The 20,211-nt window shown below is 42.0% G+C and carries 22 protein-coding genes; 4 read left to right on the top strand and 18 right to left on the bottom strand.

From position 1 onward, the window contains the following. Positions 1-60: 60 nt before the first annotated feature. The 6 genes from NST34_RS14030 to NST34_RS14005 all read right to left on the bottom strand — a co-directional run bounded on the left by NST34_RS14030 (position 61) and on the right by NST34_RS14005 (position 6,108). On the bottom strand, positions 61-888 hold the full coding sequence (locus NST34_RS14030; protein WP_076298914.1) for a hypothetical protein: 828 nt from the start codon (positions 886-888) through the stop codon (positions 61-63). Positions 889-963: 75 nt separating this feature from the next. Next, positions 964-2,067 carry a Gfo/Idh/MocA family protein gene (locus NST34_RS14025; protein WP_076286384.1) on the bottom strand — a complete coding sequence of 368 codons (1,104 nt, stop codon included), beginning with the start codon at positions 2,065-2,067 and terminating at the stop codon, positions 964-966. A 20-nt stretch (positions 2,068-2,087) separates the two neighbouring features. Next, entirely contained in the window at positions 2,088-2,810 is a 723-nt protein-coding gene (locus NST34_RS14020; RefSeq protein WP_341128033.1) for a ThuA domain-containing protein, read from the bottom strand. 49 nt (positions 2,811-2,859) lie between these two features. Beyond that, positions 2,860-4,020 (bottom strand): Gfo/Idh/MocA family protein, encoded by a 1,161-nt coding sequence (locus NST34_RS14015; RefSeq protein WP_076286386.1) that lies wholly within the window; start codon positions 4,018-4,020, stop codon positions 2,860-2,862. A 1-nt stretch (position 4,021) separates the two neighbouring features. Further along, positions 4,022-5,122: a LacI family DNA-binding transcriptional regulator gene (locus tag NST34_RS14010; protein ID WP_179085848.1), complete on the bottom strand. Its 1,101-nt coding sequence runs from the start codon at positions 5,120-5,122 to the stop codon at positions 4,022-4,024. A 110-nt stretch (positions 5,123-5,232) separates the two neighbouring features. Next, positions 5,233-6,108 (bottom strand): LysR family transcriptional regulator, encoded by an 876-nt coding sequence (locus NST34_RS14005; RefSeq protein WP_076286387.1) that lies wholly within the window; start codon positions 6,106-6,108, stop codon positions 5,233-5,235. Positions 6,109-6,237: 129 nt separating this feature from the next. On the opposite strand from NST34_RS14005, the gene NST34_RS14000 reads away from it, so the two are divergent. Next, positions 6,238-7,131 (top strand): DMT family transporter, encoded by an 894-nt coding sequence (locus NST34_RS14000; protein WP_076286388.1) that lies wholly within the window; start codon positions 6,238-6,240, stop codon positions 7,129-7,131. An 84-nt stretch (positions 7,132-7,215) separates the two neighbouring features. Here NST34_RS14000 and NST34_RS13995 read toward each other — a convergent pair whose 3' ends face one another. From NST34_RS13995 to NST34_RS13970, 6 genes are all read right to left on the bottom strand, one after another. Beyond that, positions 7,216-8,715: a DHA2 family efflux MFS transporter permease subunit gene (locus NST34_RS13995; protein ID WP_076286389.1), complete on the bottom strand. Its 1,500-nt coding sequence runs from the start codon at positions 8,713-8,715 to the stop codon at positions 7,216-7,218. A 253-nt stretch (positions 8,716-8,968) separates the two neighbouring features. Then, positions 8,969-9,718 (bottom strand): stalk domain-containing protein, encoded by a 750-nt coding sequence (locus NST34_RS13990; RefSeq protein WP_076286390.1) that lies wholly within the window; start codon positions 9,716-9,718, stop codon positions 8,969-8,971. A gap of 126 nt (positions 9,719-9,844) precedes the next feature. After that, positions 9,845-10,609 carry a M15 family metallopeptidase gene (locus NST34_RS13985; protein WP_341128032.1) on the bottom strand — a complete coding sequence of 255 codons (765 nt, stop codon included), beginning with the start codon at positions 10,607-10,609 and terminating at the stop codon, positions 9,845-9,847. Positions 10,610-10,654: 45 nt separating this feature from the next. Beyond that, a complete protein-coding gene (locus NST34_RS13980; RefSeq protein WP_341128031.1) occupies positions 10,655-11,560 on the bottom strand; it encodes a hypothetical protein in 906 nt (301 codons plus the stop codon). Between the two features lie 68 nt (positions 11,561-11,628). Then, the gene (locus tag NST34_RS13975) at positions 11,629-12,954 is read right to left on the bottom strand and encodes an FtsW/RodA/SpoVE family cell cycle protein (RefSeq protein ID WP_081393227.1); all 1,326 of its coding nucleotides are present in this window, start codon (positions 12,952-12,954) and stop codon (positions 11,629-11,631) included. Then, positions 12,951-13,283 carry a PadR family transcriptional regulator gene (locus NST34_RS13970; RefSeq protein WP_076286393.1) on the bottom strand — a complete coding sequence of 111 codons (333 nt, stop codon included), beginning with the start codon at positions 13,281-13,283 and terminating at the stop codon, positions 12,951-12,953. The genes NST34_RS13975 and NST34_RS13970 overlap by 4 nt, the downstream gene beginning before the upstream one ends. A gap of 338 nt (positions 13,284-13,621) precedes the next feature. Between NST34_RS13970 and NST34_RS13965 the strand changes: the two genes are divergently transcribed. Both NST34_RS13965 and NST34_RS13960 read left to right on the top strand, forming a co-directional pair. After that, a complete protein-coding gene (locus tag NST34_RS13965; RefSeq protein ID WP_081393228.1) occupies positions 13,622-14,155 on the top strand; it encodes a PadR family transcriptional regulator in 534 nt (177 codons plus the stop codon). 58 nt (positions 14,156-14,213) lie between these two features. Next, positions 14,214-15,032, top strand: a complete 819-nt coding sequence (locus tag NST34_RS13960; RefSeq protein WP_341128030.1) for an SDR family oxidoreductase — start codon at positions 14,214-14,216, stop codon at positions 15,030-15,032. 159 nt (positions 15,033-15,191) lie between these two features. Here NST34_RS13960 and NST34_RS13955 read toward each other — a convergent pair whose 3' ends face one another. After that, on the bottom strand, positions 15,192-16,646 hold the full coding sequence (locus NST34_RS13955; protein ID WP_042193817.1) for a DHA2 family efflux MFS transporter permease subunit: 1,455 nt from the start codon (positions 16,644-16,646) through the stop codon (positions 15,192-15,194). A gap of 49 nt (positions 16,647-16,695) precedes the next feature. Continuing rightward, the gene (locus NST34_RS13950) at positions 16,696-17,265 is read right to left on the bottom strand and encodes a TetR/AcrR family transcriptional regulator (RefSeq protein WP_341128029.1); all 570 of its coding nucleotides are present in this window, start codon (positions 17,263-17,265) and stop codon (positions 16,696-16,698) included. Between the two features lie 162 nt (positions 17,266-17,427). Here NST34_RS13950 and NST34_RS13945 point away from each other — a divergent pair, with 162 nt between their 5' ends. Next, positions 17,428-17,862: a DUF4395 domain-containing protein gene (locus NST34_RS13945; protein ID WP_076298904.1), complete on the top strand. Its 435-nt coding sequence runs from the start codon at positions 17,428-17,430 to the stop codon at positions 17,860-17,862. Positions 17,863-17,865: 3 nt separating this feature from the next. On the opposite strand, the gene NST34_RS13940 is transcribed toward NST34_RS13945, so the two are convergent. The 4 genes from NST34_RS13940 to NST34_RS13925 form a co-directional block, all read right to left on the bottom strand. Then, positions 17,866-18,399 carry a hypothetical protein gene (locus NST34_RS13940; protein ID WP_042187799.1) on the bottom strand — a complete coding sequence of 178 codons (534 nt, stop codon included), beginning with the start codon at positions 18,397-18,399 and terminating at the stop codon, positions 17,866-17,868. Positions 18,400-18,502: 103 nt separating this feature from the next. Beyond that, positions 18,503-19,378, bottom strand: coding sequence for a serine/threonine protein kinase (locus tag NST34_RS13935; protein ID WP_341128028.1), 876 nt, complete (start codon positions 19,376-19,378; stop codon positions 18,503-18,505). A gap of 22 nt (positions 19,379-19,400) precedes the next feature. Further along, positions 19,401-19,637 carry a GNAT family N-acetyltransferase gene (locus tag NST34_RS13930; RefSeq protein ID WP_341129541.1) on the bottom strand — a complete coding sequence of 79 codons (237 nt, stop codon included), beginning with the start codon at positions 19,635-19,637 and terminating at the stop codon, positions 19,401-19,403. A 110-nt stretch (positions 19,638-19,747) separates the two neighbouring features. After that, complete coding sequence (locus NST34_RS13925; protein WP_341128027.1) at positions 19,748-20,017, bottom strand: PQ-loop domain-containing transporter; 270 nt, start codon at positions 20,015-20,017, stop codon at positions 19,748-19,750. Between the last annotated feature and the right edge of the window lie 194 nt (positions 20,018-20,211).

Raw genomic sequence — 20,211 nt, 5'->3', positions numbered from 1 at the left:
TTCTCTCTATTCACGAAAAATAGCACCGTTTGCCTCTCCCAAACGGTGCTGGCTATTGGATTATTCCGTAGCATTAAGCTGTAACCTCCGCACACTTGCAAGCGCGGGAAAAGATTCATCCACCATACCGGTACTCCATAGCTCAACCTGCTGTCCAACCTTCAAATCCTTAAAGCTAATCGATTCTCCAGCTTCATTAAACATTGTTGACTTCTGATTGAATGAGAACCAGTAAGAGGGATCTTCCATGCCAGGTTCAAGGATGAGAATCCGCTTCGCCTGTTTGGTATCGATATCTACGATTTGACCTATTACATGTGGTTCGCCTAGCTCTGAAATGTCGTAGGTCAACATATCAGGAGCGATCCATTTTTCTATCTCAAGTATGGCCGTTTCAGCATAATCAGATGGAATTGTAATCGTTACTTTATTACCAATCGTGTCCACACCGGAACCGTATAGATTAAGCTTCTGATAGAGTTCTTGTTTATGCAAAAGCTCTTGTGCAGCTAATAACTCTTGCATCGAATATTTAACATCATGGAGCTCATAAGTACCTGCCGCGAAAGTCTGAGCAAACCGCTGCTCAATCTGCGAGTTCAAACCCACTATATTGATATGAACCTTATTATCCTGTAGATAGATATCTCCGTTAGGAATCTTCTGAGCGGATAGGAAAGCTTTAATCGCTTCAGGATCACTGGAGTAAAGCACTTTTTCAGCTTTAGGATCTTCTATTCCAGCGCTCGCAGTAGGCGAGATATCTGGAGTTGCAGTAATTGCAACAGCTGGAGCCGGCTCCTTATTCGATTGTTGATCTTCTGAACATCCACTTATGAATAGTATAATAACAGAAATCCATATCCAGCCACCAAGCCACTTACGCATCCTTGTCACTCCCTCACTCTTTATCTTCTCAAACGGAGATTGGAAGTGATAGGTTGCAGATTCAGAATGAATTCTCTAATCTAATGTATAAGGAGCGAGTCCAATCGGAAGAGCTTCAGGACGGGTGCAGGTACTCTTCATTTCGTAGAATGAATGAGTATCTGAAGAATCATGGAATGCCCACATCGCTTCTAGTACATGATAAGCCAATTCTCCACTGGCGCGGTGCTTTCTTCCCGTCCGAATGGCATATGCCATATCCGCTGGACCAATTCCACGTGTATTTTGATCATATCCAGATAACAGCGTTTGCTCTGTCCATTCATTCTGACCCATGAGCCTGAATTTCACCGGACCGCCAAAGTTATTAGGATCCGGAACTTGAATCGTTCCAAGTGTTCCGTAGATTTCTATATGCGGCAGGTTACTGCCGCCAAAGATATCAAAACTTGTAATCAGCGTTGCTATGGCTCCATTCTCAAATCTTAATGTTCCGGCAACGTGAGTTGGAATTTGAACAGGAATTTTATTACCCGATTTCTTCTCACTTGTAATCGTGCGTTCGACTAGCGCTTTACCAGTCATCCCGCTAACCGTACGAATTGGACCCAATAACTGCACCAATGCTGTCAAATAGTATGGTCCCATATCGAACATTGGACCTCCACCAGCGGCATAGTAGAATTCTGGATCTGGATGCCAATGCTCATGTCCACGCCCCATCATAAACGAGGTGGCTGCAACGGGCTGACCAATTACACCCTCATCGATCAATTTGAGCGCCGTCTGAATGCCGGTTCCAAGGAATGTTTCCGGCGCGCTGCCTACTAGTACGCCCTTTTCTCGAGCCGCTGACAGAACTTCGCGTCCTTCTTCTCTCGTCACAGCAAGTGGCTTCTCAACATACACATGTTTACCCGCTTCGATAGCTTTCAGGCATACATCCGCATGAACAGCTGGAATCGTCAGGTTGATAACGATCTCTATCTCCGGATCATTCAGTAATTGCTCTGTGGTGTAAACGCTTGGAATATTGTATTTATCGGCTTGTTCCTTCGCTCTCTCCAAGTCCAAGTCCGCACATGCAACTAGATCAAGAATCTCGAACTTCTGACAGTTCTCCATATATATGCTACTGATTTTACCGCATCCGATAATTCCTACTTTGACTTTATCCATTCGTTGATCGCTCCCAGAGATTATTGACTGTCTGCCATTCCGCTATAGCTACTACTAACCGCTGAAATTTGGGATTGTGCGCGAACTTTACCCTCGGCAGCCCATAGCAGTCCTCTGCGCATCATTTCCTTTACCTGTGGCATAGCTACAATATCGGCATGATGTCCGAGTGAATTATAATACACTCTGCCATGACCCCACCGTTTGGTCCAGGCTACTGGCATATCCACGGCTTTGTTGAAAGAATGTGGGCCTTCAACAACTGGAAAACGAGTCGTTGCAAGTACTTCTACAGCTGGATCTACATGCAGATAATATTGCTCTGAACAAACGGTGAAGTCTTCTAATCCTTCTACGAGAGGACTTGAGCTTTGGCAAATCTCTACGGTGTAGTTCACACCATCATTGCCGGGATGAGCTACCCATTGCCCCCCGGTCATAAACTGCCAATCCACATTATTTCGGAAAGAATCACACATCCCGCCATGGCAACCCGCAAGACCCGTTCCGTTCTGGACAGCTGCCGAGACATTATTCACAAGATTCTGTTCGATTGTACCCATCGTCCATACCGGAACGATCAAATCTAGTTCAAGAAGCTTCTCCGCATCGGCAAAAGCCTCAAATGTATTCGATACCTCAACTTCAAATTGTTCCTTTTGCAGTACTTTAGCGAATATATCAGCTACCTGTTCAGGCTCATGACCATCCCAACCGCCCCATACTATCAATGCTTTTCTCATCTTTCGCACTCCTTCTAATAGAGATTGTTCAAACACGCATTTTTGTTGATTACATCTCAGAGATATCGACCCACCGGCGCTGTTCAATAGAGCGTTCTACCGCTTCTAACACAGCTTGGCATTTCACTCCATCATGGAAATTAGGTACAGGCTGACGTCCTTCTTCAATCGCGTTAGAAAGCTCCAACATTTCGTGAATAAACGTATGTTCAAAACCAATCGTATGACCCGGCGGCCACCAAGCCTCCGCATATTCATGAGCTGGGTCCGTTGCTAGCACACGCCGAAAGCCCTGAACATCCTCTGTATCTGAGGTTAAATAAACCTCGAGTTCATTCATTCGCTCGAAATCAAATTTCACACTTCCAAGGCTTCCGTTGATCTCAAAAGAATTGGTAGAGCGATGACCTGCTGCGAATCTTGTAGCTTCAAAACTACCTAAGGCACCGTTATCAAAACGGGCTAAAAACAATGTGGCATCATCTACAGTTACCTTGCCCTTAGGAGCATCCTTATCCCCTTTTGCACTTAATCCTGTCATTTCAGCAGCAAGTGGACGTTCTTTAATGAAGGTCTCACTCATACCGATTACTTCCTTCACATCACCTATTAAGAAATGTGCGAGATCAATGAGATGCGCACCCAAATCACCATGTGAGCCTGAACCCGCAATCTCCTTCTGCAATCTCCACACTAACGGGAACTCCGGATCAATAATCCAGTCTTGTAGAAACCAAGCCCGAAAATGATAGATCTTCCCAAGCCGCCCGCTCTCTACTAGCTTTTTAGCAAGTCTAACCGCCGGTGAAAAGCGATAATTAAAACCAACCATATGTGTAACCCCTGCATCTTCAGCGGCTTGCAGCATTTCACGGGAATCCGCCAAGGTCAGTGCGAGTGGTTTTTCACAAAAAATATGTTTACCAGCTTTGGCTGCTGCTAGAGCAATCTCCTTATGTGCATTACTAGGGGCATTTATATCAATAAGATCGACATCCTCACGAGCGATTAGATCTTTCCAATCCGTAACACAATCCGACCATCCTAACTGAGTGCCAGCCTCTGCAAGCGCTTCAGCATTCCGTCCACAAATCACAGACATCTCAGGTTTAAGCGCTTTCGGGAAAAACATTGGCAAACTGCGATAAGCATTACTGTGCGCCTTACCCATAAATTTATAACCGATCATTCCAATGCGAAGCTGTTTCATCTTATTCCTCCTCAGATTTCTTAGATTTAGATGAAGCTCGTATTACTAGTTCAGTCGGTAAGTTAATCTGGATAACTTGGGAGGGGGTTGATATTTCTGAGCGACTATTCCCCTGTAATTCTAATACCTTAGATACAGCAATTTCTCCTAGCTCATAAAAGGGAACACGCACACTGCTTAAGGCTGGTGTAGTAAGCTCAGCAGCATCTGAATCATCATAACCCACCATGGCTGGGATGCGATCTCTTGGGATGCCTAGTTCCTGTAGACCTTGCTGCAATCCAATGGCCATGCGATCATTGGCCGCTACAATGGCATCAATCTCATTCAGAAGAGGCAACATCTTCTTGGCAGCAATAGCACCGCTTTTACGACTGAAGTTACCTTCGAATAGAAGTGATTCATCTAAAGGAAGGTTAGAATCCTCCAAAGCGCGCAAATAACCAGTTAAACGATCTCGGCTGTTCGAATAAGATGCTGGCCCGTTTAGAAAGGCAATCCTCGTAAAGCCCTGATCCAGTAAGTGCCTGACCGCTTGCCAGCTTCCTTCGACATGATCAGCATCCACCTCGTGAAAAGCCTCTCCTTCAAAATGCTGATTAATCAGGCAAAACGGATGACCTTCCTCCTTCAAACGTCGAAGTGAGGCTAGCTCACCTGGATCCTCTTTGGCACCGAGTACAATACAAGCATCAATCTTCCGCATCTTAAACAATTCGTTATAGTCCACTCTCTCTTCGGCATTTCGAAACAGCATTAACAGATCATAACCCTCTTCTCGCGCCTTACTCCCAATTCCACTTAATATTTCTGAAAAATAATAAGTGGAGAACAAGCGTGCATTTGGCAAATAAGGCATTACTACACCAAGGTGCCCACTTCTTCTACGAGCAAAGCTCTGCGCGAGTGAACTAGGGGTATATCCCAGCTTGAGCGCAGCCGCCAACACACGTTCCTTCGTTTCTTCCTTGAGCGGGCCTACGTTGTTTAACACGCGAGAGACTGTGGCTTCTGACACTCCGGCAAGCTCGGCAACCTCTTTACGGCTGGCGATAGAAATCCCTCCTACGAAAGCGCATTCAATAAATGTACGCGCGTACATTCTCTCATGAACAAAGTCCCTCGTCAACCCTTATTTTGGATATTCATTCATAATAAAACCCCTGAATTAATCAGGGGTTTTGCTCATTCTAAACGGTGTATTCTTAGGGTTCAGGGATGCCCCATCAACCACGCTTGTACATGCTTTAGGAACTTTTTAGTGGCGGGAGATGCGTATTTCATAGAATGTACAGCGATTCCAAGTGATCTGAAACTACGTTCTTCCAATTCAAGCATCGTTACATTATAATTCTGACGGGTTAATACAAGCTCTGGCAAAATACTAATTCCGAGTCCCTTCTCCACCATGGCCATAATGGCATAATCATCACCTGCTGAGAACTTAATATTCGGTTTGATGCCCGCCTTATCCAGTACACGCCTAACATCATAATCTGAACCAGCCTTCGGGATGATGAAATCCTCTTTAGCAATTTGGGATAAGGAGAGAAAAGGTTCTGCACTAAGCAGATTTTCTTTGGATACGATTCCTAACATCCGGTCCTTTTTTAAGGGAATCACTTCGAACTTCTCACGCGTAGGCAGAGAAATAAAACCACAGTCAACGACTCCAGCCTCGATCCATTGTTCAACCTCTAAATAACCACCTTCCATCAACCTGATTTCGATATAGGGGTATTCACTGCGAAATTGCTTAATCATTCCTGGCAGCCAATGCACGGATACACTTGTGAATGTACCGATGGTAATGGTCCCGACCTCTAGCCCATGTATATCTGCTACCTCCTGCTTCAATTTTTCATTCCACTTCAGAATTTCACGGATAGGCTGTAGTACTTGCTCCCCGTTTACCGTCAATTTAACGCCAGATCTATTTCTAATTAATAACGTGAAACCAAATTCCATCTCCAAGCTACTAATCGTGTGGCTAATTCCAGATTGCGTAAAGCCCAGCACATCTGCTGCTTTTGTTAAGCTACCTAGCTCTACAACTTTTAGAAAAATCTCATACTTATTGATGCTCAACCTCTATCCCTCACCTTTTTAAATTACATAAGTTTTACTCATGTATCCTATGATAAACATTCAGTTACCTTATGTATAGAGCCGTATTATACTAAATTGAGTTGAAAATGAAGAAGGATGGATGACGAGATGAAACCGCTCAAAGCTGAGCTGATGCTGTTAGTTGTAACATTATTTTGGGGTTCCTCCTACATATTTATGAAAATGGGGTTAGGCACGTTAGGCGAATTCAATCTGATTGCACTCCGCTTCGGACTTGCTTTTATATTAGCCACAGTGATCTTCCACAAACGTTTACGAAAAGTTGACATCAAAACATTGAAATATGGTGCTCTACTCGGATTTTTACTCCTCGGTGTGTTCACATGTATAACGTTCGGACTGAAGACCACGACAACCTCCAACGCTGGATTTTTAGTAGCCTTGACGGTCATATTTGTACCGATACTAGATCGTATACTTTTCAAAAAAAGAGTTGCACCTCCGCAAGTCTTTGGCTCCGTACTCGCTATAGCTGGCATTGGACTTCTTACATTAAACGCTACCTTAAAAATTGGGCCAGGTGACTTCCTCTGTATTCTTTCGGCGGTGTTCTATGCGGTACAGATCTTATTTACAGGCAAGGCTGTAAAAGAGTGTGATTCACTGAATATTGGAATCTTACAGTTGGGTTTTGCCGGAGGGTTTGCTTTAGTGTTATCTGCGCTATTCGAGACACCTTCGCTTCCTTCGACCTTACCAGCATGGATTGCGATCCTCGCACTTGGGATTCTCTGTAGTGCCTGTGGCTTCATCCTACAACCCATTGCTCAAAAATATACTTCACCTACACGCACCGGACTGATCTTCTCCCTTGAGCCGGTTTTCGCCGCGTTGTTTGGCTATTGGTTCGCCGCTGAAAAGCTATCGATACAAGGATATGCTGGTGCAGCCCTTGTTCTACTGGGGATTATAGCCTCGGAGCTACTCGGTAAAGTTACATTCAGCCCTAGGTGGGCTCAGAAGAAACCAGAACATCTATAGGATGATTTTCTCATATAAAAAAGGCGTCGTTAACTATACAAGCTGAACGATGCCTTTTTTTATTATCTAAGATTATCGTATAAACTAATGTCCCATCATCATTGCTGCATCTGCTTTCTGACTCTCATCGGAGGAGGAATCATTCGAGGAAAGCTTTGGTTTGCGCAGGATAATACTCATAAGTACACCGACTACAGCTATACAACCAGATAGAAAAAATACATCATCAAAACCTAGAACTGCTGCTGATAAAGGATTACTTCCTGCTTTCAATGCTCCCATATGCACAGTAATTTGACTTGTCAGATAACCCGTCAAGCCTGCTACGGCAAAGGCCACAACCACCTGCTGTGCCGCTGCTGTAAGCGATGTGACCCGGCTCACCAATTCACGCGGTGCTGCATTTAGAACATGTGTATTGAGTGGCATCATCGCTATACCCATCCCAAATCCTAATAAAGCAAGATACATCATAATGGTATTTAGACTTGTAGTCATCGAAATCCCAGACAGTAGGAATAGGGTAACTGTAATGATGCTCAGACCCACAAAAGCCAACGGTCGTGCCCCTATCTTATCAAACAATTTACCACCAAGCGGCATGCCGATTACACAAGCTAAAGCTTGCGGAAGCAGAATCAGCCCCGTCTCTAGTGGTGTATAAGCCCGAATCTGTTGTAAGTATAGCGGCACGAACAGCATGGAACCAAACAATGCGGCTTGCATGACCCATGTTAAAATAATGCCGCGGGTGAAATCTGAGGAGCGAAAGACGCGCAGATCCAGCAAAGGCTGTTTATGCCGCAGCTCAACGATTATAAATAGAATCAGTGCAACGCCCCCAACAGATAATCCAAGGATTGCTGGAGTCGATGACCAACTATTCGACCCACCTTCATTTACTCCATAAGCTAGCATGGAAAACGCAATCGGTGCCAGTATAATGCCAAGTATGTCGAGGTTGCCTTTACCGATCTTCTCCGTCTTGGGCAAATACTTAACACCAAGAATAATACCAACAATCCCAATCGGCACGTTAATCAGGAAGATCCAATGCCAGCTAACATATTCAACAAGCCATCCGGACAATATCGGGCCAAGTGCAGGTGCAAGCAGCATGGGGATCCCAAGCATGCCCATAATCGATCCTCTTCGTTCTGCTGGAGCTAACTTAAACACCATAGCCATCCCAATAGGAGCTACCATCCCCCCACCAAGTCCTTGGATCACACGAAAAATAACAAGCTGCGAAGAAGTTTGAGCCACAGAACATAACATGGAGCCAAGAATGAACAACGTGAGCGTCACCAGAAACACTTGTTTAGAACCGAAGCGATCTGTCATCCAGCCTGCGAGCGGTATTACAGCAGCTAAAGCTAACGTGTAACCTGTAATCGCCCACTGAATCGTTTTTAAATCTGAAGAAAAATAGTCCACCAGTTTCGGTATAGCCACATTCACGACGGTTCCATCCAGAATAACCATAATCATTCCGACGATAATAGCAAGAAGCGGGGGGAGGATCGCTCTTAGCGAGAATGGCCGTTCTTCTGTCGGGCTACTCTGAGTAATTGATTTTGTCATCCAGTACTCCACTCTTTTCTCTAATTTAGTTAAATGCTTTAACAATTATTTCAAATTTTAATTTACCTTCGATGAATGTGAAAGTCAACAAATAAAACCCTTTTTTACAATAAAAATACATTGCATTTACGTTCATCTCAGTATGTTTATTGAAACACAAAAAAGGCTATGCATGGCTCCAAGAAGAAATCTCTTCTTAAGGGACGCACACATAGCCTGTTGTTCTAAACCTAAATCTTTATTATTCTCAAGATTAAATGGAAGGAAGGTTTCCTTTTAATTCAACAATCTTACCAGACTTATTGAGAACAAACTCAAGGGACGCATCCGTTACAGCAAAGCCAAGTACACATTGTATTGACATTTGATCTTCTTTTTGAATACTTTCAGTAGACTTTATCCCATGGTAAGTACCAGCTCGTGCAGTAAAATCAGCCCAATATTTCTGTAAACCCGTAGTGGAAAGCGAACGCTTCATTTCATCACTAAAGAATCGATTCTCTAACTCTTGAAATTGTCCAGTGCTCAGCAGTCCCGCTATCACACTTGCTGTAACCTCAGGCGCATAAACTTCCACTAGATTAGCTTCAGCATTATAAGAGGTTACCAGTCCTACACTAGTGAAAAAAGAGAGCGGAACATATAAGTGTTCCTTCCTAAACACAACATTATCCTTAAAGTCTCTTTTCTCTTTATCATTAATGGTAATATAGTCGTTTCCTACTTTATATTCAATCTTTTGTTTGACTCCGTTTAATGTAATGGTGTCCGTACTTTTTTGATAAGTGGTTTGATATTTCAAGACGCTTGATGCCTCTCTAAGGGGTAGCATGACCGTAGAACCGTTTGGATACGCTGAATATTGATCTGATTTCAGAACCTGACCATTCAAAACCACCTTTACTTCACTAGCATCTGCCCAAGCCGTAGAAGAGGTAGTTCCTCCAAATCCATTTACCAATAACAGTACACTTAACACTACAACAACCGCGATTTTGTTCATCCGTTCGAAACCTCCCTTTTTTTGACTATTAGTATTATGTGCGTTTCCAGCATCTGCTAATCCTAATGGTAGTAAAGCTCAACAAAAAAAGTGAATCGCTTCTTACATGGACATTCAAGTTCTAGGTTATTCCACCTTGAAGTCAAAATATTGTTTAGGATAAGGTTCCTTGATCAGCGTAAAATGCCACCATTCTTTACTGTAAGGTTTAAATCCCTGTTTTACCATCGCCTCTTTGAGGATCGCCCGATTTGCTTTCTGAGTCTTGTTGATTGAGGACGTATCGTAATAGGAGATGTCTCCGAAAAAATCAAAAGGGCTTCCCATATCAACTTCAGCTCCCGTTTCTTTATTTACGATCGTTAAATCGACGGTGCTACCTCTGGAATGGCCTGATTTTTTAGCTATAAAACCAAGTTTAAATAGATTACGTTTATCCAGTCGCGGATAATATTGCTGTTTCATTTTAGTATCTACGGCATTCTGTGACCATCTTACAAAATGATTCACCGCCGTCTGCGGACGATAAGCATCATAAATTTTAAGAATATACCCTTTGTCCGCTAAATCCTCACTTACAGCCTTCAAAGCTGTTGCCGCTGTCCGCGAGATTATCGCTAAAGGCGCCTTGTAGCCATCAATCCGCTTCCCCACAAAATTATTATCTCCGTAATATCGAATCTCATATTGTGCCGTTGGAATCACTTCATCCAGATAGACAAAACCTTGCGGTAAATGGTTCTTCTTCTCCATTTTCATTTGCTGCAGCACAGAGTCTGTTGAAGAGCCGACATAAGCAGCATCAGCACTACCTATAAACATACTGTTTGTCCACAACAACAGCACGACTGCGAAAACAGCGATTCTTATTCCTTTTGATCCTATTCTCAATTAATCCAGCCTCTTCTCAGATGTTGTCTTTACATACTCTAATAATTACGAGTTTACGGTTTCAACTAGAAATTTTTCTATTACAGGAGTGAATTTATTATTCGTAGAATTAAGTAATTGTAGTAGCTTTTCTAAAATCGAAAGAATTCTAGTATCAACTTTGCTATTTTTCAGTGCATTCTCATACGCCTTTTTTACTTCTGGTTTGATAACTTGCTCATCATAGTCATATGCAGGTGTATTACTTGTTCCATACAATAAGCGGGACGTTGCAATGAGAAGTTCTTTCTGAAGAGCGGTTGAACGGTTAGAAGCAGGATATTTCGTCACAAAATCCTCTATTGCAAGCGCTCTATTCGTTAACTCGGTCCAACTGATTACTATCGCTGCATCAGATACACTCGGTTGATTAGATTCGGTGGCCATGATGTCAATATATGCTGCGATGTCCTTCGTAATATACGGCTTAAAGATCTTAAATCCCTCATAATGCATCACCGGATAGTACATGCCCTCACTGGTCTCCAGCTTATATCCCTTATCCCGGCCTTCAATTAACACTTTGCGTACGTTGGCATCTTTGATCGTATTAAAGAGTGAGGTATAGGTTAGATTTTTGCTTTTGGAAAAAGCACTGTTTATCTCTTTCTGCATCTTGTCCGGAAAAACCTTTTCTGAGTATACAGATAAATGTGCCTTCTGTGCATTCTCGAGCTGAAGTGTCATCTGAGTCGCTGCCCAGGTATCCACTTCTTTGATATGGTTAATTAAATAATTACGTGCGTTAGCAAGAGATGTCGACTTCTGTACATACTGCTGGAATTGATTATAAACGCCTGCAGATTCCGTTGCCGTTGCGGCAGATACTGGCTCTATACCCAAAGTACTGAATCCTGTCACTGAACCAAGGGCTATAGCAATACTTAACAAGCCGGATTTTTTCCAGTTCAATAGATGACCTCCCTTTTGCCATATATGTAATTGTACTTAATATTTAGACATACGGGAAGATCCTGAATCTAATCCAGCACAGTATTATCTTGGACGCCTTCAATATCCTTCCTACGATAAATGCCCATCAAAAGTCCAATCGCAGCATATTCAAACCACACATGACTCCCATAGCTGAGGAAAGGAAAAGGAATTGAGGTCAGCATCATTCCCCCACTCAAAACAGCAAGACCATAGGCAAATCTTATGGCAAGAAAAAATGCTAAGCCAACAACAAGTGCCTGTCCGTAAGGTTCACGAATCGCTCGTATCGTTGAAAGAAGCTTAATGAAAAGCCAGGTTATAACAGCTACCAGAAGCAATCCACCCGCCCAACCAAAGCAATGGATAAGATAGACTGGCAACATATCGGAGTAGACATACGGCAGCTTTTGTTCTACTGATCCGAATCCGTGACCCCACCAACCAGCTGAGCTAATCACTTCACGCATGACTTGATAAATATATCCATAACCTTCTGGATCTAAAGATGGATTTATAGCATTTATGAATCTAGCCAGTAAGTATTCACTATTTATAATAAAAAGTAGTCCAGCTATTAAAAAGAACCCTAACAACACGACGCTCTTTAACCAATCGCGAATAATCCATAAATACAGTACTAGTGAGGAGACAAGATACAACACTAACTCTGGAAGAGCGTTTAAAGAGATAAGCAACAAAGCGGGGAGTAACAAAATACCTACTTCGAACAGCCCACTTCGCCAAGTTTTCTTGATAGCTGCTTCCCTACTATTTACTAGAATCCCTACTAGCGCGACAATCAGCATAAAAGGACGATAGGATGTCATGTCAGGTAAAATGTTAAATATAAGAGGACCATAATTAATTCCATTAACTGTTACTCCCCAGAACATACTTGTTAAAATTCCTGTTATAGAAAATCCATATAATACCCATGAAAGTCCCTTTAATCTTCTGAAATCAATGAAGTACAATCCAAACATCAATACAATCCCAATGAGTATATTTATGGACTGCCGTCTAAGCGCATTATCTAAAAAAGCACCTTTAACAATATCACTATAGCCAGCATCCACTGAGCCCATTCCGATTAAACTAATCGCGGACAACAAAGCAATAACTCCAAACAATCCCCAAGGAACTCGTGGTTTATGTATTTGGTGAAGTTCCTTCCCTAACGTTTGCGGGTTCCCCATTTGTGCGATTGCCCAAGCTATTGCTTCATCCCGGGGCATGCCGGTCGCTTCTTTTTCACAGATCAAATCTTCTAGATGACTAGCTAATTCTTGGCGTATCTCTGGATGAGTTTTTTTCGCTTTAATCTCTGCACATACTTCGTCCAAAAATTGCTGCTGCCTCTCTTTCATCATACACCCCCCTCTCCCAGAACAGAATCAACTGCACCTTTGAACATAATCCATTCTGCCCTTTTCTCCTTGAGCTTCTCTTTACCGTCATCCAATAATCTATAGTACTTACGCTTTCTTCCGTCTACCTCCATCCAATAGGCTTCCACCCAACGTTCGCTTTCCATTGCATGCAGAATCGGATACAAGGTTCCTTCTTTCAAAGAAAAAACACCCTCTGATCTCAGCTCCAGCTCTTTGATCAGCTCATAACCATATAATGGTTTCTCCAATAAAAGAGTCAGAATCAACGTACCCGTACTGCCTTTCAGCATTTCTTTACTTACTTTCAATGGTCTACACCTCCTGATCTCTAAATAACTCCAGTGACTAATATATCTGAATATCACGAATATTTTTTATTCTTGTATACCTAGGACAACTATACATCGTAAATCTATGTATGTAAAGTTCCCACAGTTTTAGTACGTAAAAAACTACATTAGCAATCTGGAGTTTTATGTTCCTCACCTTATTTATCAGGATTAGACACAATGATTTTGACAAATGAATATCCTAAAAAAAATAAAACAGATATATTTATTCAATATATATTGACACAATATATATCTAACCGATATATTATAAGCGTGATATACAAATATTTCTAAACTACAAAGGAGGTTCTATTTTGAACAGTCAGGATGTTATTTTAGGCATGCTTATGAAAGAATCGAAGACTGGTTACGAAATAAAACAGTTATTGGAGAATATATTCTCTAATTTCTATAGTTCCAGTTATGGAACGATTTATCCCACACTTGCTCGAATGGAAAAGGAGGGTTTGATAACTAAGGAAAATGTGCAGCAGGAAGGTAAGCCTAATAAGAATCTTTTAAATATCACAGATAAAGGAAGAGATAGTTTTAACGCCTATTTACTTGCCCCACTAGAGGCTGACAGTATTAAGAAATCTGATTTTATGATGAGGCTATATTTTGGTGAATTTGTTGGGTATGACAAGGTGATTCTTTGGTTGAAGCAAGTACAGGAGGAATCACAACATAAGTTAGATCAATTACTTGAGCAGTATTCACTTTATAAAGATACAATGCATCCAGCACAGATCATCTGTATCCAAATTGGCATTGAAGAATATAAAGCAAAGCTCAAAATCATTGCCGAAGGGTTGTCAAACATGGAGCAGTTAGTGCTTACGAAGTAAGTTTTGTACGTACCAAGTGAAGATGTAACGCTCAGAAAACTTTTAGGAGGAATTGTTAATGAAAACAATTTTTATAACGGGTGCTTCGTCTGGCATTGGGAGAACTACAGCAAAGCATTTTGCTGAAAGAGGATGGAACGTCGTAGCTACGATGCGTTCCCCTGAACAAGAAAGTGAACTTATTACACTTGATAATGTATTGGTTTTACAGCTTGATGTTGAGAAATCAGACACAATTCAACCTGCCTTAGCGGAAGCGATTAAGCGGTTCGGTAAAATTGACGTTCTTCTCAATAATGCTGGTTATGGAACAATGGGTCTTATAGAAGTAGCTACAGATGAGCAGATCAGAAGACAGTTTGAAGTGAACGTGTTTGGTCTTATCAGTATGACTAAAGCCATATTGCCACATTTTAGATCTAATCAAGATGGTTTACTGATCAATATCTCTTCTATGGGAGGGAAAGTAACCTTTCCTACGATGTCTCTGTATCATTCCACTAAATTCGCCGTAGAAGGTTTTTCTGAATCCGTATCTTATGAATTAGCATCACAGAACATTAAAGTTAAGTTAATTGAACCAGGTGCTATTCAGACGGACTTTGGTGGAAGATCGATGGAGTTCTTTTTTAATGATGCATTAACGGATTATAAACCCTTTACTACTGCTTTTTTAGGTAAATTGGGTGAGATGGAAAAACAGCCCACCTATGCTTCGCCTCCAGAAATTGTTGCGGAAACAATATATCAAGCCGCCACAGATGGGACAAGTCAATTCCGGTACATTGTTGGAGAAGATGCAAAAATGCTCATTCATATGAAAGAAAATACAGATGATGCAGAGTATCTGACTAATATAGCCCAGCATTTTTTTTAAAAAGAAGTTAGGTGGCGGACGCTTCTCGGTATTCTACCGGGGAGAGGTCCCTCTTTCTTGTTATGATTAAAAAAATCCCCTCCGATTAACAGTGGTATGTTCATATGTACATGAACCTTCTCCACTATCTACCGTAAGGGGATTTTACAAGCTTAATGATTAATGCATTGGTGTATTCATTTTATGATTAACGACTACTCTTTTCACGAAGAACGCAAGAATTAGACCTACAATCGCCATACTCATTCCGAAAATAAATGCATTTTGTACACCTTGCGTGAATGCAGGCAACATATTAGCTGGATCGGCAGGATCGGCCACAGTCTTCAAATAACTCTTAGAACCTGCGGACATAATGCTGACAGCTAATGCAGTACCGATCGCACCAGCAACCTGCTGCAAAGTATTCATGATCGCTGTACCATCTGGATATAATTCTAACGGCAGCTGGTTAATTCCGTTGGTTTGTGCAGGCATAAATACCATCGACACACCAATCATAAGCGTACTGTGAAGTACGATTACGAATACAACCGTAGAAGCAACAGTAATACTGGAGAAGAACCACAAAGCAGTAGCTGCAATAATTAGACCCGGAATAACGAGCCATTTGGGACCGTATTTGTCGAACAGACGACCCATGATTGGGGACATTAATCCGTTAATAATCCCCCCTGGAAGTAGCAGCAAGCCTGCCTTGAACGCTGTATACCCTTGACCCTGTTGAAGATACATTGGAAGAATCAACATGGATGACAGGATAACCATCATACAAATAAATACCATAGCCACACCAATAGAGAACATTGGATATTTAAAAGCTCGCAGATTAATCATAGGCTGCTTCATCTTCATTTGGCGCAAACCAAACAATAAGAGTGATACCACACCTACTACGATAGCAATGATTACTTTTGGACTTCCCCAACCAGCTTCTTCACCGGCGCTACTGAAACCAAACACGATTCCACCAAACCCGATTGATGATAACACTATGGAGAGGATGTCGATCTTCGGCTTCGTAACCTTCGTTACATTCTGCATGAAGAGGATCCCGAATATCAATGCGATCACCAGGAATGGCAGTGACAGCCAGAAGATCCAGTGCCAGCTAAGGCTTTCAATTAGAAGACCGGCAATAGTAGGACCGATCGCTGGTGCTACCATAATAACCAATCCTATCATCCCCATCGCGGCACCACGTTTTTCAGGAGCAATGATAATAAGGATCGTATTGAACATAAGTGGTAAAAGAAGCGCTGTACCCATTGCTTGTACCACACGCGCTGTTAATAAGAACTCAAAACTAGGTGATACTGCAGCTAAAAACGTTCCAAGTATTGAAAAACATAAAGCAGCAACAAACAACTGTCTAGTCGAGAACCACTGAAGCAGCATACCCGAAATCGGTACTAGAATTCCCAGTGTAAGCAGATAAGCCGTCGTCAACCATTGTGCTGTTGCTGGAGTAATTTGAAGGACATTCATAAGATCACTTAAAGCTACATTCAGTGCGGTTTCACTGAACATTCCGATAAATCCTGCAAGTAGTAAAGAGACTAGAATCGGAATGGTTTTAAACTTCTTTACTTCCTTTTGTTGCTTTCCTTGCATAGTTGCTTCCACTCTTAATCCCCCTGATGTTCTTATCTATTGTCTATCTCTAACCAAGTATTGCTGGGATAATCTTCGCCGCCGCGAGAAGCGGCTGTTCATCCCGTAAAGTCAGCGTCTGAAGAAGTGCTCCTTCAAATAATGAGACTATTACTGAAGCCTTATCGGCTGCAGTGTTGCTCTCCACACCTTCTTCCAGAAGGCGTTTCTTGATCACACCCTGCAAGTCCATAAACACAGATTTGCATGCAGTCCGCAGCTCCTCACTAATACAAGAGGTCTCCGCCGCTAACCAAAAACTAAATGGAACAATCCCCTCAAATGAAGATTCCACTGCATCCATAGCCATGCCTAGAATAAAATCCTCCATTGCTTCAGCTGCACTATTGCTGCTCTCCATATGACAGTTCAGTTTCTGAGCGACTGTTAGACTAGTCCGGTTAATGCATGTTAAAGCCAGTTCTTCTTTACCGTGGGGGAAGTAATAATAAAGAGATCCCTTCGGTGAATCGCTGTCTTTAATAATCTGATTTAGTCCTGTTGCATGATATCCCTGAGAAAAAAATAATTTCGAAGCGGTGTCCAGAATCGCCTCACGCGTATTCGGCTTGTTCGACAAGCTGACACTTCCTTTGCATTATAACAATTGGTCTACATAATAAAACCATATTTTTAAGAGATATGTCAACATATAAATTACTTAAATTCAAAGTAATCTACTTCCCATTCCCTCAACCTCAGCGTATACTATAATTATTCCAATAAGAAAGATGTGAATAAAATGCAAGACGTGCCCAAAGGAATTCCACGACCATTAGTAAAGACTAATCAGGCGTTTATCGTCATTTCTGTAATATTGACATGGCTAACAGGACAGCACTGGATTCTTGCGCTGCCCTTGTTTGCCGGATTGCTCGGACTCTTGTTCGGCTATAATCCCATTATTAAACTGGCTGCTAAGTTTCTGACAAAAGAACGTTCGCACTATGTACTCGAAGACTGGTCACAGCAACAGTTCAATCAAACGATTGCTGTCTTCTGTCTCACAGGTGGTCTGATCAGCTTCATCGCGGGGTGGACGATTGCTGCTTATATTTTCACAGCGCTAGTTGCAGTGGCAGCCACTGTTGCGATACTTGGTTTTTGCATCGGATGTTTTATCCATTATCAGTGGAGAATGTACAATTACAGACGTAAACAGAGCAGCACACATTAAATCTTAATCTTTCTCTTCTCCAACAACATCCCAGCGATGGCGAAATTTTAGTAGCCTTGGATGAAGTGATGAAGGTGCAGATGGTAACAATAAGCGGATCTTTACAATCCATTCTTCAAAAGAGGAGTAAGACGCAAACTGATTCGCCACCTCAGGTGTTAGATACAGAAAAATCGGCGAAGGATAGATTTCTGCAAGATGCCGAAGCGCGGAATCAAGCGGAGTATATTTCTTTCGCTTTCCCTCCAAACTCTCTACCGTGATGAAGCTAAGTCCTTGCTCCCTCTTCCATTCATGCAGCCGGTCCTCACGCTTATAATAAGCGCTCACCGGCTCTTTGGTCATCCGTCTCACCGTTTCTTCATGAAGCGGATATAGCACTAGCTTAGTGAAACGCCGATCGGTGGCCGTTTTTGCCGCGATTACAAGCTCCTGATCTGTTATATGTTCAAAAGAATCGTAAAACACTAACGTCCCTTTACGTTGTTCAACCGGTGGCTCATAGCCGTAGGGAACATGCTGAATGTCTCTTTTCAATGAAATCCCTCCTGCTTGTTCTATTTATAAATCATATCATGTGACAATAGCAGGGCTATCATTCTTATCTTACAGCTTAAGCAGTTCTCATTTCCCACAAACCTCAAACAATTCCTGCTCTATCCCAAGCTAATTTAAATTCCGCCACACTCTGATACCGGTGTTCACGCTCCAGGCTAACCGCCCGTAAAGCAATATCGTAGTGCGCTTGGCTTGCTTCCCATTTTGCAAACGACCGGTCGGAGGCTCCTCCTAAAAGAACAAATGCTGTTGCGCCCATATTGAATACATTGGTAACTTCATCAATCGGTGCACCCAAGATAAACTCTTCCGGTGACTTGAATCTCGATGAGCCCCAGAAGTTCTCTCCCAGGTCATTTACAGTTGGCTTAGCTCTATAAAAATCAATATCACAAATCCTTGTTTCATCGTTCGCGAAATTATAAAGAATACTTCCATCGTAAAAATCGACAGCGACATAGCCCTGCAACTCAACATGTTCATGAAATGCAAAGATTACGTCTAAGGACGCTAAACGTTTTTCAATAGATAGTTGCTTATAGCGGTAAAAAGGCGATTCCAGATGGCTCAACTTAGCTTCTCCCGCAAACAGCCAATGCGAATGTAAACATTCACCTTCAAACCATTCAAACACCGCTGCATATCCTTCTCCAACTTCAAAATGTGACACCAGAGAGATCAGTGTTTCAGATTCAAGCATATTATACAACGGAATAGCTTTAATCAAATTATCAATAGCATCCGAGGAGTTCCCATCGTAAGTCAAAGGCTTTGCACCAGCAAATTTCACAAAATACTTCTGACCCTCCTTCTCCACACCAAAAGAAAGATTTCCCGAGTCCTGCTGATCGAACACTTTGAACACCCTGCCAAGTTTAGATAACCAAGCAAAATCACAAGGCTCTTGCAATTGAAAAGTTACTGCATCGATTTCGTATGTAAAATATTTTTCGCTCAAATGTACCTCCACATTTACTAACCTAAGTTAGCTCTATTTTCATAAAGATTCCGGCGATGAATGTTTCATGAGGACTTGTTCTTTTGACAATTTCATACGGCTTAAACCCTAACCTGGAGTATAATAACATCCCTTTAGTATTCACATTATGACAAACTAGATGTAACTCTTGAAGCTGTAAGTCCTCTTTAGCAGCAGCAAGCATGGTACGAATCAAATACTCCACGGCTCCCTTACCTCTATAATCGGGTGAAACAATAATATTTCATAGCCAGTACAAATCTTGTTCTTGTCATATTGCGGCATAATCCGTAGATGCGGCTTTTCGATAACTGTACGTCATTCCGTTTCCTACCTTCTTAACTTCAATCATGATCTTGCTCGATATTTAAGCACTAGAATAATAACCAGCAACACAACACATAAGGACATCGTATTCGTAATCAAAAAAGCTATACCTACTCCCGTAACCGCCAAACTTATCGCGTATGCTTCCATTAGACTAATCCCGAGCAGCATAAGTAAATACGACTTCAAATTTAAATCGGCTACGGATTTTGATTTAAGGATTTGAATAATTTGAGGAATCCATCCCAAAGACAGGATCACCCCACCTATTAATTGCATGATTGCAAACATATGAGCACCTCCACGGATTTTATTATTGTTGTATTCCGGGCGGCTCCATCTGGTTCCAGTTCATACTAAATTAACAACTATTTTTAGCTACTCTGCTTCTTTAAGCTTACTATCCTGCTTTGATATTCGTTCCACCGAGATCAATTCCTATAATGTAGCGTTTCATAAGAACCTCCAGAATTAGACATAACTTC

Source organism: Paenibacillus sp. FSL H7-0714 (assembly GCF_038003765.1).
Classification (GTDB): Bacteria; Bacillota; Bacilli; order Paenibacillales; family Paenibacillaceae; genus Paenibacillus_AQ.
This window is presented reverse-complemented; position numbering and strand designations above follow the sequence as displayed.

Bases quoted from the DNA above. Each gene is read 5' to 3' on its own strand.
- NST34_RS13955 (WP_042193817.1), bottom strand. From the start codon at position 16,646: ATGCAAGGAAAGCAACAAAAGGAAGTAAAGAAGTTTAAAACCATTCCG.
- NST34_RS13925 (WP_341128027.1), bottom strand. From the start codon at position 20,017: ATGTTTGCAATCATGCAATTAATAGGTGGGGTGATCCTGTCTTTGGGA.
- NST34_RS14000 (WP_076286388.1), top strand. From the start codon at position 6,238: ATGAAACCGCTCAAAGCTGAGCTGATGCTGTTAGTTGTAACATTATTT.
- NST34_RS14030 (WP_076298914.1), bottom strand. From the start codon at position 888: ATGCGTAAGTGGCTTGGTGGCTGGATATGGATTTCTGTTATTATACTA.
- NST34_RS13990 (WP_076286390.1), bottom strand. From the start codon at position 9,718: ATGAACAAAATCGCGGTTGTTGTAGTGTTAAGTGTACTGTTATTGGTA.
- NST34_RS14020 (WP_341128033.1), bottom strand. From the start codon at position 2,810: ATGAGAAAAGCATTGATAGTATGGGGCGGTTGGGATGGTCATGAGCCT.
- NST34_RS14015 (WP_076286386.1), bottom strand. From the start codon at position 4,020: ATGAAACAGCTTCGCATTGGAATGATCGGTTATAAATTTATGGGTAAG.
- NST34_RS13995 (WP_076286389.1), bottom strand. From the start codon at position 8,715: ATGACAAAATCAATTACTCAGAGTAGCCCGACAGAAGAACGGCCATTC.
- NST34_RS13960 (WP_341128030.1), top strand. From the start codon at position 14,214: ATGAAAACAATTTTTATAACGGGTGCTTCGTCTGGCATTGGGAGAACT.
- NST34_RS14025 (WP_076286384.1), bottom strand. From the start codon at position 2,067: ATGGATAAAGTCAAAGTAGGAATTATCGGATGCGGTAAAATCAGTAGC.
- NST34_RS13945 (WP_076298904.1), top strand. From the start codon at position 17,428: ATGCAAGACGTGCCCAAAGGAATTCCACGACCATTAGTAAAGACTAAT.
- NST34_RS13975 (WP_081393227.1), bottom strand. From the start codon at position 12,954: ATGATGAAAGAGAGGCAGCAGCAATTTTTGGACGAAGTATGTGCAGAG.
- NST34_RS14010 (WP_179085848.1), bottom strand. From the start codon at position 5,122: ATGTACGCGCGTACATTTATTGAATGCGCTTTCGTAGGAGGGATTTCT.